9 protein-coding genes and 2 pseudogenes are annotated in these 13,553 nt (G+C 55.3%); 6 read left to right on the top strand and 5 right to left on the bottom strand.

Annotation, left to right across the window (positions count from 1 at the left end; genetic code table 11):
- Positions 1–11: 11 nt before the first annotated feature.
- On the bottom strand, positions 12–2,045 hold the full coding sequence (locus AC1DK3_RS18080; RefSeq protein WP_477193633.1) for an ATP-binding protein: 2,034 nt from the start codon (positions 2,043–2,045) through the stop codon (positions 12–14).
- Between the two features lie 301 nt (positions 2,046–2,346).
- Between AC1DK3_RS18080 and AC1DK3_RS18075 the strand changes: the two genes are divergently transcribed.
- The 5 genes and pseudogenes from AC1DK3_RS18075 to AC1DK3_RS18055 form a co-directional block, all read left to right on the top strand.
- A complete protein-coding gene (locus AC1DK3_RS18075) occupies positions 2,347–3,840 on the top strand; it encodes a DNA cytosine methyltransferase (protein WP_477193632.1) in 1,494 nt (497 codons plus the stop codon).
- Between the two features lie 6 nt (positions 3,841–3,846).
- Positions 3,847–4,329 carry a very short patch repair endonuclease gene (locus AC1DK3_RS18070; protein ID WP_477193631.1) on the top strand — a complete coding sequence of 161 codons (483 nt, stop codon included), beginning with the start codon at positions 3,847–3,849 and terminating at the stop codon, positions 4,327–4,329.
- Between the two features lie 151 nt (positions 4,330–4,480).
- Complete coding sequence (locus tag AC1DK3_RS18065; RefSeq protein WP_477193630.1) at positions 4,481–4,735, top strand: histone H1; 255 nt, start codon at positions 4,481–4,483, stop codon at positions 4,733–4,735.
- A complete protein-coding gene (locus AC1DK3_RS18060; protein WP_477193629.1) occupies positions 4,725–6,005 on the top strand; it encodes a hypothetical protein in 1,281 nt (426 codons plus the stop codon). Before AC1DK3_RS18065 ends, AC1DK3_RS18060 begins: the two co-directional genes overlap by 11 nt.
- Before the next feature lie 186 nt (positions 6,006–6,191).
- A pseudogene (locus AC1DK3_RS18055) lies at positions 6,192–6,828 on the top strand (IS1 family transposase); the annotation flags it as partial.
- 77 nt (positions 6,829–6,905) lie between these two features.
- On the opposite strand, the gene AC1DK3_RS18050 reads toward AC1DK3_RS18055, so the two are convergent.
- The gene (locus AC1DK3_RS18050) at positions 6,906–7,157 is read right to left on the bottom strand and encodes a hypothetical protein (RefSeq protein WP_477193628.1); all 252 of its coding nucleotides are present in this window, start codon (positions 7,155–7,157) and stop codon (positions 6,906–6,908) included.
- A 721-nt stretch (positions 7,158–7,878) separates the two neighbouring features.
- Positions 7,879–8,634, bottom strand: a complete 756-nt coding sequence (locus AC1DK3_RS18045; protein ID WP_477193627.1) for a Tim44 domain-containing protein — start codon at positions 8,632–8,634, stop codon at positions 7,879–7,881.
- A 662-nt stretch (positions 8,635–9,296) separates the two neighbouring features.
- Here AC1DK3_RS18045 and AC1DK3_RS18040 point away from each other — a divergent pair.
- Positions 9,297–9,623 (top strand): septal ring lytic transglycosylase RlpA family protein, encoded by a 327-nt coding sequence (locus AC1DK3_RS18040; RefSeq protein WP_477193626.1) that lies wholly within the window; start codon positions 9,297–9,299, stop codon positions 9,621–9,623.
- Between the two features lie 9 nt (positions 9,624–9,632).
- On the opposite strand, the gene AC1DK3_RS18035 is transcribed toward AC1DK3_RS18040, so the two are convergent.
- Both AC1DK3_RS18035 and AC1DK3_RS18030 read right to left on the bottom strand, forming a co-directional pair.
- On the bottom strand, positions 9,633–11,360 hold the full coding sequence (locus AC1DK3_RS18035) for a sulfatase-like hydrolase/transferase (protein WP_477193625.1): 1,728 nt from the start codon (positions 11,358–11,360) through the stop codon (positions 9,633–9,635).
- A 365-nt stretch (positions 11,361–11,725) separates the two neighbouring features.
- Positions 11,726–13,533, bottom strand: a pseudogene (locus tag AC1DK3_RS18030) (arylsulfatase).
- Between the last annotated feature and the right edge of the window lie 20 nt (positions 13,534–13,553).

The following is a 13,553-nucleotide window of genomic DNA, read 5'->3' as shown; positions in this document are numbered from 1 at the left end:
TCTGATATTGATCATACGTCAGCATCTGCCCCGATTAGCGACTGCTGGACATCTGCTTCATCTAGCTCCTCGAGAAATGCCGCCAACGATGCCGCCGCGTCGTCATTGTCTTCGATAAATCGCGCCAGCTCTGCTAACGCCGGAATGGCTGAGCTAATTTGAAGTGTTCGCCCGCCTGTAAAACCATCGACAATCTTCCACGCAAACTTGTTGGTGGTCACAATACGAATTTTTACACTTGAAGGATTGACAGGTGGTTGGGGAGTTGAACCGGGGGCTGCGGGCACAAATGGACCCCCCGGAGGCGACGGCACTTTCGGAGTTCCTGGACTTGGTGCTGGTCCACGCGGAGGCGGTGTTGGTCGCGGCGAAGATCGTGGCGTCACATACTTGGCGCGACTAACTTTGCGAGTTGGGTTGGCTAGCTCCTTGATTTCTGCTTGCAGGTAGCCAGGCAGCCTAACAGACTGTTTGGAGATGTTGATTTGGAAGGCCTCGTCAAGTGCAGGATCAAAGTCGACAATGACGCGGGCTAATTTCATTTTTTCATCGTTTGTGGCCCACATCTCGTGCCAGCCGCCCCACCGGATCAGCCTATCGTTCCGATAAATGAAGAGCCCCTGTGTCTCGTTTCGTTTTCCGAAGTATCCAATGCGATCTAGACTCTTTTGAATGCCCTCCGGTCCCTCCGAAGCATGAAATATTTTTAGCTCTTCTTCAGAAGGAAGCACGAAAGGCTGGACCCGCACGTCAGCAGCGCCGCCCTCGAATGGCATCTTGAGAGTCTTGGCGTCGTACGCCTGAGCGAGGGGATGACTCACTGGACCATTGCTCTCGACGAGAATTCCGTTGATCCGGATCGTCAAAAGAGCTCGTCCTTTCGCATTTCCTTCGAGGAACCGGTGAAACACCAAACCCAAGTGTCGAGTAAGTTCCTGGATCTCTGCGACATGAGGAGCTACCCCCTTGGCAGATGGCGCCGTCGTCGGGGCCTTCATCTTTTTCCAAAGCACGGTGACGCCGTGCTCGCCGGGATCTGCTATTTCATTCTCCCAATCCTCCAATGGGCTATCGTCAACTAACCAATCGGCCATGTTGTCCTGGTCCCAGGTCAGGTGCGCCAACGAGCCATCAATTCGCTGGCGTGTCACGACGGTGAATGCGCGTGCCTGGGACCACGACGCACCTTTTAGACCGTACCCATACTTTCCAAGGCTGCGGCTCTCATATTCCGCCTCCCCTCCAATCCGCATTGCTTCTTGAAGCTCTTCGGCGCTCATGCCTTTGCCGTTGTCGCGAATAGCTAGCCAGCGGCCGTTGCCGCTATTCGGAGGATCGAACGTGATGTTGATTTCGGTCGCATCGGCAGAGATGGAGTTGTCAATGATGTCGGCAACGGCACTTACAAAGCTGTGGCCGGCGCTACCAAGGATGGCTGCCAACCGTTTTGGTCCCGGCGGAAGCCGTAGCGGCGTATCGCCGAATTCTGCCGAATCTCCCTCGCCAGGGCCGCCGGTAGCCATGAACTCTCCCTTGGTGGTGGGTGCAGTGAATAGGTCGGGGCGCGCTCGAGCGAGCAGATTCACTATGCGCGGCGCCTCGTCGAGTTCAACGGCGATCATGCCGCCCCTAGCAAGGCCGGCTGTGGCACCATCGGCTAAAATATTTTGCGCAGTTAGGTCACTCTTCGGGAACACCACCCAGGCGCCGGTCGCTGGGTTAACCCCCGCATCAACGTTCAAGGCGAAAAGACAACCAGGTTCGACAAAGTCATAGATTTCGTCCGTGGGGCAATTGCCTTCAAACCGCCAGTTCTTAGCTTGGCGCTTTAGCGAATGATCGATGGTTTGAGACCCACTGTCTGTATCGTATCTAAGCCGAAGCACGATGCGGTCGAGGTCGGTAGCGGTTGGAAAAACACGGTCTACGACATCTGCGTCGAAATTAATTGCCCGCTGGCGTGATCCCTCAAGACCACTTCGGCGATAGGCATGGAACATACCTAGCTCGCTGTGTTGCAACGCTCTTAAAATTATAAATTTCATCAATCCCCTCGTAGGCCTTCCGACCGACGGCCACTTTGGGCGAACGGCCGCTACCATCAACCGGCTAAACCACTGCGTGTGATTTAACAGAAATCGCCCTCTCCGGGCTGGCAATCTCCAAAGATAGTTGGATAAAAACAACACTTGTACTGCATTGCGTTGTGCGGCGCAGTTGACGCAATTGATGAGAGCATCGACTCTCACCTTGGAGCCGATTCGATGAAACAAATCTCCATGTTGGAATTGAAGATTTGCCGAGCTCGGCCCCAACTGGCGATTAACTGGCGAGATCATTCAAGTCTTGAGAAAAAACGTAGATGCATCAGTGTTGACGCGGATCGAGCGCCTCGCGAAAGGCGGACGTCCGCGCGTGTTGGACCTTTTTTCAGGTTGTGGTGGCCTGTCTTTGGGATTCCACGCAGAAGGCTTCGAGATCGTGGCTGGGGTCGAGGTCGATGCGGATGCGGCGGCTTCGCACGGTGAAAATTTCCACCCGGGCCAGCCACGGCATGCTCGCCCGCGGGACATCACAAAGTTGCGGCCCAAAAATTTGGTCGATGAACTTGGGTTGGGGCCGGTCGAATCAGCAGTCGACGTCCTCGTGGGCGGTCCGCCCTGCCAAGCTTTCGCGAGAGTCGGACGCTCCAAGCTGCGCGAGATAGCCGAGCATCCTGAGGCCTTCCGGTTTGATTCTCGAGCTCGTCTATATCTCGACTACCTTAAATTTGTGAAGGCCTTCCGTCCGTTGGCGTTAGTGATGGAAAATGTACCTGACGTTTTGAATCATGGGGGTCAAAACGTGGCGGAAGAGACTCGGGAATTCCTCGAATCTATCGGGTATGTGGCCCGCTACACTTTGCTCAACGCCGCCTTCTATGGCGTCCCACAGATGCGCGAGCGGATGATACTAATCGCCATGCGGCGTGAGCTAGATGTTGGAGTCGCATTCCCGTCTCCCACACATTTCATGAAGCTTCCGCCGGGTTACGTCGGTAGTCGTCAAGTGGCACTAAGGGTGTTAAACGGCAATTTGTCCACCGCCGCCGAGGGATACGTCGCGGTCGAAGTTCCAGACAAGAGACTGAAGCCCGCCGTGACGGCCGCACAGGCACTTGCCGATTTACCCGTCATCACAGAACATTTGCGTGGCGAGCTCCGCCGCGGCACACGGCACTTCGACCGGTTAGCGCCATACCCAAACTCGCCAGTGTCCGAATATGGCCTCGTAATGCGATGTTGGTCGGGCTTCGAGAACGACACGGGCGTTTTCGACCATGTAATTCGCTATCTGCCGCGTGACTGGAAGTTGTTCGGTCGGTTGCAGCCTGGGGATCAATATCCCGAAGCGCACGCCGCAGCGGTCCGCATGTTCGAAGAAGCCTTGACTGAGTTACAGACACTGAATGGCTCCGCACCTCGCGCAGGATCAAGGGATTGGGAGGCACTTAGAGCATCGATCGTGCCCCCTTATGACACTGGCAAGTTTCCCAACAAGTGGCGTAAAATGGAGCCAAATCTCCCGGCGCGGACGTTAATGGCGCACCTGGGTAAGGATAGTTATAGTCACATTCATTACGACAGTAGCCAAGCTCGGACCATTTCCGTACGGGAGGCGGCGCGTTTGCAATCTTTTCCAGACGGCTTCGTATTCCGCGGAGCTATGAATGCTGCCTTTCGGCAGATCGGGAATGCTGTCCCTCCGTTGCTGGCACGAGCGATAGCGCAAAAAATTGCAGAGAGCTTGGCTAAAGTTTCGGGTGGCCGAGGACGGCGCGTTGGTAGCTTGGCGGCATAGAAAAATATGGTGAGGCGCCAAGCTTCACGGGCGGATCCACTCACGCCTGAGCAGCGCCGCACCAACATGTCAAGAATACGAGCCCGAAATTCGATCCCAGAAATGACTATTCGGCGCGGCTTGCACGCCCTCGGCCTAAGGTTTTATTTACATGATCGCCGTTTGCCTGGCACGCCAGACCTCGTTTTTCCTAAGATACGGGCTGTGATCTTCGTGCACGGCTGTTTTTGGCACGCACATGAATGCTCGCTGGGTGTGATGCCTCGTTCTAACGCTACTTTCTGGTCTGACAAAATCGCACGGAACCAGGCCAGAGACAGGGAAGCCATCGAAAGGCTGGAACGCGCCGGTTGGCGATGGGCGGTAGTTTGGGAATGCGCGCTAAGAGGTCCCTCGCGGAAACCAATCGTGAGCGTGCTCGACGATTTGGCGGCTTTTTTGCGGTCTGACGATGTGCGCACGCAGCTCAATATTGAAGGCTTAAGATGAGTCTTCGCAAGAAGCTCCGTGAATCACTTACTCGATATCAAACTCGGCAAAACAATCAAAGCGAGGGAATGATTCGGCGCGAGAAAGGGTAGTGGGTCAGTTTGAAATTTAGTGCGCTTGACACCGGACGAACACGTGCCAGGTTTTATGCATGACCGGAAAAGCACCCAAGCGACTGAAAGACACCAATCAGCTCGCCAAGAGCATTGTGGATATCGCCACGGACGAGCCGGAAGATGGTAACCTTGCGCAAGCCACGCATGATAAGGACCCTGCGGCAGTCAGTCTTGGACGCCGAGGGGGGCTTAAGGGCGGTGCCGCGCGTGCGGCGAAGCTGGACCCCACCAAGCGTCGAGAGATTGCCCAGAGGGCAGCGCAGGCGCGGTGGAAGAAAGATGACAGCTGAAATTGCCATCATGAATAAGATGGCTGTCGCCCTCGCGGCGGACAGCAAGGTCACCATCGGCGCTGAAGGTCAGGAGAAGACGTTCGACACCGTCAACAAACTTTTTACGCTCTCACGCGTTCACCCTGTCGGAATAATGATCTACGGAAATGCCGAATTCATGGAGTTTCCGTGGGAAACAATAATCAAAGAATACCGGAAGCAGAAAGTTGCTGCCGAGGAAAATACAATTGAAGATTGGGCCAAAGATTTTTTGGTTTATTTGCAGAATAATTACAAATTTTCTAGGCCCGAATGGGAGCACAACGTCAAGTCATTAGCCAATTCAATTTTTGCTGATGTTTTTTCCAAGACTCAGCGTCGTTTTCTTGATGATACCGGGCAAAAAGCCTTTGAGATCATCATGCACGAAGTGATGGACGATGAGATCGCTAGGGCTAAGCGCTGCGACGAGTTTTTGGCGAAAGATCAATACAATAAATTTGTTGGCGATTTTGGGCCAACAATAGACACGTTCATTTCTACTGCGCCGGTTAAGGATGGCTCGGCAGATAAGTTGCGTGAGCTTTTGCTCCTCCACATGACGCGCCATTGTTATTCACCGAATATGTCAGGCGTCGTGATCGCCGGATTTGGTCGGAACGAGAAGCTGCCCGCTCTATACGGCTTTGCTTTGGATGGTTTCGTTGGGCCGCATCTCAAGCATCAAAAAAACGCGAAGGCTGCTGTTTCAGCCACCAATAGCGCGGTTGTAATACCGTTTGCCCAGAAAGACATGGTTGTGCGGTTCATGGAGGGGATTGATTCCAACTACAGCGGCTTCTTGGACCAATCTTTTTCCGATTTGATCGTCAGCACAACTGCGGCAGTGCTCGACAAATACCACGATCCTGGAATCGACCTAAATGCGGCCAAGGCCGACGTCGCCGCCCTTTCGGTAGAGGCGTTCAAAAATTTCCGAGATCAGGCGGTTAATTATCGAAGGGAAAAATTCTCGAGTCCAATTATCGATATGGTTTCATCTCTTCCTAAGGAAGAGTTGGCGAATATGGCGGAGGCGCTAGTCAATCTAACGTCTTTGAAGCGCAGAATATCGCGAGATAGGGAAACCGTTGGAGGCCCGGTAGATGTAGCTGTCATATCCAAGGGAGATGGCTTCATTTGGGTCAAGAGAAAGCATTACTTCGATCCGCAATTGAACCATCATTTTGCAGCTAACTATTTCCGAGATATGGGAGAGAAAAATGGAAGCAAGCCAAAACGAGCGTGAAAAGAAGGCCGACGATAAGAATTTTCGGCACCGGGACCGCAGTATCTGCGCCGATGAATCGATCGACCGTGACGCGTACAACGCAGCTAAATCCGTGGCGCGGTCTGTGTCTGATGCATTCCGACAATCTCTCGCGACGCAGGTCATAAAAAGAAAATGACCTTTATGCTTGACCGCTAAAGCATAGAAGCAGCACCTCCGGGCGCGGGCGATACTTGGACTTGGGTTGGCATTGATGCAGACACAAAGCTTGCGGTCAGTTGGCTGGTAGGTGGTCGCAACGCAGTTTGCGCTCGGCGTTTCATGACGGATCTTGCCTCACGGATTGACAATCGTATCCAGCTAACAAGTGACGGACTTCGCGCATATATTGAAGCCGTTGACGCTGCATTCGCCGGCCGTATTGACTATGCGCAGCTCGTGAAAATTTACGGCGATGTGCCCGAGAGTGCGAAGGGTCGTTACAGTCCGGCCGAGTGCACCGGCGCGATCAAGACGCCGATAATCGGCCTTCCCGATCCTGACCACATCAGCACGTCGTTTGTTGAGCGGACTGACGATGCGGATGCATATGCGTCGGTTCACTCGCCTGACGAACGGGTTCAGCAAGAAATTCGAAGCGCACGCGAACGCGGTGGCTCTACACTTCGTCTATTATAACTTCTGCCGCATCCATAAGACGCTGCGCCTTACCCCGGCCATGGCGGCAGGCGTGAGCGATCACTTGTGGGATGTTTCGGATATCGTTGCGTTGGTTGAAGCAAAGGAAGCCGCAGAAGCACCAAAGGTTCGCGGCCCATACAAAAAGCGCATCGCCGCCTAGAGCCGTCCAGCAGACAAGCGAAAAGCCCGCCACTCGAGCGGGCTTTTTCATTTGGAGATCGAGCAATGTCAGAAACGTCAAGAACGACCGAAGTTATCAAGGGTGTCCTTGAGCTTTTGGAATGCGTCCTGAGCGTCAGCAACCGGCCCGGTGAACTGGTCCTTGTTGAACCGGATGTGGGCTCCGCAGCCGCAGACCATTTCGTCGTTAGCTTGAAGCCAACCGAGCGTCTTCTTCGTCTCAGCGAGACACTTCGGACACTTAATCGGAATCTCGGCTTGGTCCAGAAAGTTTCCGAATGAGCCTGATGTCCGGACAGTCATTGCCATTGCGGATGATCTCCCCCAATTCGAATCAATGCAGAAGCATGGCGGCTTGTCCGAGATTTTTCAAACTGACCCACTACCCGAGAAAGCTTGCAAAGACTAATCAGCCGGCAGAAGCTAAAGTACCAAAAATTGAAATCATCAGTGGGCGATCGCAGGCTCGAACCGCGACCCCCTCAATTAAGAGTCAGCTGCATTCGCATAGCCACTGTGGATAAAATGTGGGACGGCATGCCCCACTAATTGCGAAGATTATCCAACATCAATGACTTACACCGATGGCTCGGCAGACGATCCCTCTGCCATCGTTGCCACGGGATCCGGGAAGCATTGCCCGCATCCTCCTTCAGCGCGTTGGCACCGGTCAAAGGGCCAATTTACGATGCCTTGTCTCTGGCATCGATTGCCAGCCTGCCAATCGGATTGTCGCCGTTCGCGCACGGCCGCCTTCGATGTCGCTCGGATCTTTGCCGATCTCTGCTTTAGGGACCGCGGATCGTTTTCGTTGGTAGAATTGTTGGTATGCGCCCCGCCGACAAACATTAAGTAACGGGAAACATTAATATATTTTCCACAAATTTGCATGCTGGCGGGCCACCAATGCACTCAATACATTACAGAGAAATGCTAGCCGGAAAGGCAGCAAGCCGGGTCAGATCCGTTTGAGAAGCAAAAGGCGCTGACTGAAATCAGCGCCTCAAGATTGCCTCGCATGTCCTTTTCGTCATGCCTGCTGGATGGCGGAAAGCTGCCAGCCATCGGCACGAGCACGATCGTCACGACGGAACGTCCAGAGTTCTGTTGCTTCGGTGGGACGGGTAAGATCACCGGAGACGACGCGACCCGTCTCCCGTTCTACCGTTGCGTCGATGAGGGAGTAGCGCATCGCAACCGTCGCATAGTCCGAACCGTTGTCGCGCCAAGCCTCCGCCAGGTCACCTTGCAGGAGTTTTACGCCGGAGATTTCATTGCGCAGACCCTGCTTTGCCTTTTCGGAAATTTCCTCGCTGAAATAGGAGAGCATCTCCGGTGTCGTCATGGCTCCCAGCTTGTCAGCGTCCTCGCGGCCATATGCGGTTTGAATGTTGCCGAGCAGTCTCTCGAACGAATCGAAGTCATCGCCACCGATTGTGAGCGCTGGTTCGGACGAACCGGCGCTGGTTGCGGCTGCGCGGGCAAGGCCGGATTGCGCAAGCGTATCACGCTGCGGCGTCCTGCCGGCGCCCTGTGGAACGGCGCGTCCAAACGCGGACTGGCTGCGATTTCTAAGCAGCATCAGCACGAGGTAGACGATGCCGGCGATAAGCGCGAACTGCAGGAGAAATCCGAGGACACTCGCCAATGCGCCGAATCCGAAGATGCTTGCGAGGCCGGCCGCGAACAAACCGCCCAGGAGCAGGCCGCGCATTCCACCGAAGCGCGAGGGTTGCGCTGCCGCAGCGCCCGGCTGTGCGCTTGCTGGAGCGCTTTTCGGAGCCATGGATCTTTCGATTGGCGCGGCTTTCGGAGCTGTATTCGTCGGCGGGGGCGCGGTGAAGGTTTTACCTGCCCTGCTACCGAAGCTTCTGCCGYCGCCAGCGCGAGCATTGGCGACGTCGGCCGCGACAATCGCGAACCCCGCAGCCAAGGTAAGGATGAGAGCGACTAAACGTGAAAACGACATGGATATCCCCGAATAGAAATGACTTCAGAGCGCATATGGGTATGCGATGGCTGAATGTCACGGATCTTGACCGGCGCATCGCAGCAGCTCAATGGGACGGGTCGAACATCTTTGCGACAAACGAGACATCCGAGCGAAAGTGCTGGTAATCCGGGCTGAAGATTATGTCGTCCGGCTTTGCGATGAGGTGCTGAGCGAGTGGCCCAAGTGCCGGCGCCGCTTCTCTCTGTTGGCGATGCGAGCGCGCATGGTCGCAATCCAGCGCTCATTGAGCATTTCGATGTATGCTTCGATCCTGGGATATCGATCCCCTGCGTTTACGGGAATGAGCGCAACTCAACCTTGATCCGTCAGTGGCCATAGGCTGCTGACATTCCGAGCAGAACGATGCGCACGAATTTTTTAACCACACATATTTTGCAACCGTTTTCTGCCGCGCGTGGTTACAGCCCGGACATCGGTAAGCTAGCAGGTCAATTATGCGCGCAATCTTTGTTATGGCGGTTTTTGTGATCCTAATTCCAGAGGGCGTCACCGCCGGTCAGATTGGGATCGCCTCTCGGTATTGTCACCACGATAGTGCCAGCGGGCAAAAGATGACGTGCCGGAGCAAAGTGGCTGCCCATCGCACCATTCCCTTTGGAACGCACATCAAGGTGAGAAACTTGGCCAATGGCCGATCAGTGATCGTCACGATCGTCGATCGCGGTCCTTTTGTGAAAGGACGCATCATCGATTTATCGGAAGGAGCTGCGAACGCGATCGGCTCCTCCGACTTGATGCATGTCGAACTCACCCGTCGTTAGCCGGTGCGATCAGCGTGCATCGATGAGGCCTGAATCCATAAGCCGGCGGTGGAACGCAAGGATCTCCTGCGACTTCTTGCACGTAAAGTAGCGTCCGTCGCAGACGCCTAAAAGGCGCAACCGTTCTTGATAGGAGTCAGGCAGGGGCAAACGTGCGGCCTGCAGCATGATCGTGCCTAGATAGGGCACATCGACAACATCGACCTCCGGCAAAGACGGGGGATTATAGTTCACGCCGTCGACGGAATAGTACGTCAGCAGGCCGAGACTTTCAGGTGTCAGCTTGATGTCTTCGGCGAACGAACTCGCGTCGAAGCCGAGCAGCGTGCGCGTTGCGATCGGTTGATGATCGCCGTATTGCACGATGAGAAAGCGCTCGTTTGGAAAGCGCTTCGAGAGCGACGCGCGAAATTCATCGTAGTCCATGTGCGCCAACGCGAGACGGCGCAGATATTCATTCATTTCCGGATCGGTTCCGGGGCCGCCCCCCGAAACGTGCACGTCTGGCTCGTACGTCTTGTCGTACGGAAGGTGCGTCGCCGACGTGATGACGAAAGTGAAGAGCGGGTTGTTCGACACCGCGAGGTGGCGCTCGATGTCGTTCATCGCGTTTGCGTAGTAGAAACGGTCACGCTCGTCGAAGCGCTTGGCGCCCTGCGCCCTGTAATCGAAAATCTCCGGCATTCCGACGGTCGCGTAGAAGCGATCGTTGGAAACGAATGCCTTCGGAACCGGGTAGAAGACGCTGTTGTGATATCCGCAGCGGGCCAGAACCTGTGGAACGGCGTCGTGGATTTTTCCCTGCATGAGCGATTGGACGAACGTGCGCATCCCGCCAAATGAATAGGAGGATACGCCGGCGAGGACCGAGAACTCGGTGAGCCAAGATGCTCCGCCGTACGTTTCTACGCGTAGTTTATGCAGGCGTCCGTCGAACGACTTGAAGAACGGGTCGAGCCGGTGGTCGTAATTGATTTCGGAGAAGTATGATGGAGGAAAAACGCTTTCCTGGTGGATCAGGATAATGTGCGGCGGCTTCTGCTGCAGAGCGCACGTGGGAATTTTGAAGGGCGGCATCGGCTGCGACTTCAGGGCGTCGAACAACTGGCCTTTCCATAGGGTCTGCAAAGTCTCCGACCAGGAGGAATAGAACGACGAAACGTAGAGATTGTCCCAGTAAAACTGCGTATTCCGCCGTTCGCCTTTCGCGTAGCTCGCCCCGACACTCAGGGCGACGAAAAGGACGAGCAACGCGCCACTGACGCGACGCGGAACGCGCGAGCTGTCAAGGCGCCAAAGCACCAGGCCCGTGATGATAGTGATCGAGACCATCGCCAGAAGCGCGAGCAACATCGACCTGTGGTCCGTCCATAGGTAGACGATGGTCGACCAGGACATCAGGTAAAATACAACGTCGTAGGCATGCAGCACCATCTCGATGTAGTGCTGCTTGATTTCGGAGGCGATGACGATCGACGCGACCAAGAGTGCGATCAGCGTGATTGAAAAAAGGATGCGCCTGGAAAGAAACGTCACCGCGCATATCAGAGCCGTCGTGATCGCCCCTGCGAAGACGATGGTTTGGAGCCAACCTTCGTAACGCCAATGGTAATAAGCAAGGCCTACTGCAATTGCGCTCGTTGCATACCAGACGGTGGCAGCCGAAAGCTGACGCTGAAGCGGCTGGTCACCGATGCGCGTCAGCGACCCGGCCCGATCGATCAGTTCGACACTCATGGGAATGCAATCGCCTTGGACGCCCGCGGTCGGCGGGCAAAAGAGCGTAGCTCTCGTCTAGTTTAGTTCAATACGTTTCTTCTTATTGCACTGCATATATATTTGCCGGACGGCAGATATGAGGCCTCGCGCCTATGCTGCAACGCAACCGAGACGGCCGCTCTCACACGCTGCCGGTTGGGGCTCCGGGAATGTCCATTTGCCGTCGAGGATTTCTTCCCGTGGACGATAGGGCCGCGCGGTGCTGTTCCCGCCCTTCGCTATCTTGCTGTCGCAGTCAGCGAATTGGGCCGCGATAGAGCGCGCGCTCCTGTGACTGGACCGCTTCCAGCGATATCGCGACCAGTACGAACCTGCTCCAGCGACTACTGCATGCCCCGCTGTTGAAGCTGGTCATCGATCATCCTGTTCAAGCCGCCGCGAATGCGGTCGAGGTCCAAGTTCTTCTTGAAGGCCTCCCTCCGCTTAATTTGATCCATTTCTTCGTCCAGGATGTTTGCCGGATTGAAGCTCGGCGGGAACGAGCGTGGCGGGAAGTCCTTGAACGTCGACGCGAACTGGAAGACGTCATCCATTACGCCATACATCGAGCCCACGTGGTCGATCTGCCAATCCCAGAACGTGTTGGATGTGATATCCGCGCGTTCGAATGGATCTTGAAAGAGGTTGAAGATTTTCTGCAAGCGAAGCGTCGTGAAAGGCTCGGCCCATAGGCCCATCGTGCCTTCCATGCGCTGTTCGGAGAAGACGTACTTGTAGTCTCCCTTCCGGAATGACACCAGCAGCCCATCGTCGCTGGAATAAAAGAAATTTTTGCGTGGACTCTCGGTGCCGTTGTTGTTCGTCGCTGTTCCGCTTACGGCCTTCAAAAATGCCGATTGATCAATGCCGTCGAGGTGGACTTTGTAGTTGATGCCGTTAGCCGTGTAGCCTGCTTTGAGTTTATTGACGATGTCGGGTTCGCCCGCGATAGCACAGAGCGTCGGGATCCAGTCGTTGTGGCTCATCAGCTCGTTCGTGATGGTTCCAGGTTTGACGTGTCCGGGCCAGCGGACGACGCAGGGCACGCGGAAGGCGCCTTCCCAGTTGGTGTTCTTCTCCGAGCGGAACCAAGTCATCGCGCCGTCCGGCCAAGTGTTCATGTGAGGGCCGTTGTCGCTCGAATAAACGACTATCGTGTTGTCAGCGATCCCCATGTCGTCGAGCGCTTTCAGCAGCGTGCCGATGGTGTCATCGTGCTCCATCATGCCATCGATGTACTCGCTGTCTCCATGCGTATACCGGGCGCGGTGGCTGGGGCGGACATGCGTTCGCAAGTGCATGCGCGTTGAATTGAACCAGACGAAGAATGGTTTTCCGGCCGCCTGCTGCCGCTTCATGTAATCGATGGCCGCCGATGACGTTTCGTCGTCAATCGTTTCCATGCGTTTCTTGGTGAGCGGACCCGTGTCCTCAATCGTCTGCTTGCCGATTTTGCCAAAGCGCGGATCAACCATCGGATCGTCGACGTCCGTCGCTTTGCACTTCAAAACACCGCGCGGGCCAAACTTGGCGCGATATACCGGGTCCTTCGGATAATCGGGCAGTTCCGGTTCTTCCTCGGCATTCAAATGATAGAGGTTGCCGAAGAACTCATCGAACCCGTTGACCGTGGGCAATGACTCATTGCGATCACCGACGTGGTTCTTGCCGAACTGTCCCGTTGCGTAGCCAAGATTTTTCAGTAGGCCGCCAATTGATGGATCAATCTGGCTCATGCCCATCGGCGCGCCGGGAAATCCGACCCTGCTCAGTCCGCTACCCATGATGTGCTGGCCGGTCAGGAACGCCGAGCGGCCCGCCGTGCAGGATTGCTCGCCGTAGTAGTGCTGGAACTTCAATCCTTCTTTGGCGATCCGATCTATGTTCGGGGTCTCGTATCCCATTAAACCATTCGAGTATGTGCTGAGATTGCGATGCCGATATCATCGCCCCAGAGGACAAGAATGTTGGGTTTTCCGCCCGCTGAAGACTTCCCGGCGGGAGATGCCGGTTGCGTCTCTTGTGCGGCAGCTCGTGTGGACAATGCAGAAGACAGAGCCAGTAGTGAGGCCCCACTTCTGAGGAGATTTCTGCAATCCAGCGTAGCTTGCAATTCAGTGTTGTCTTGAGCGTCCTTCGAGCCGGTACTCATCGGGAACTCCACTGTTGATT

Source organism: Hyphomicrobium sp. 01T421, from assembly GCF_056398805.1.
This window is presented reverse-complemented; position numbering and strand designations above follow the sequence as displayed.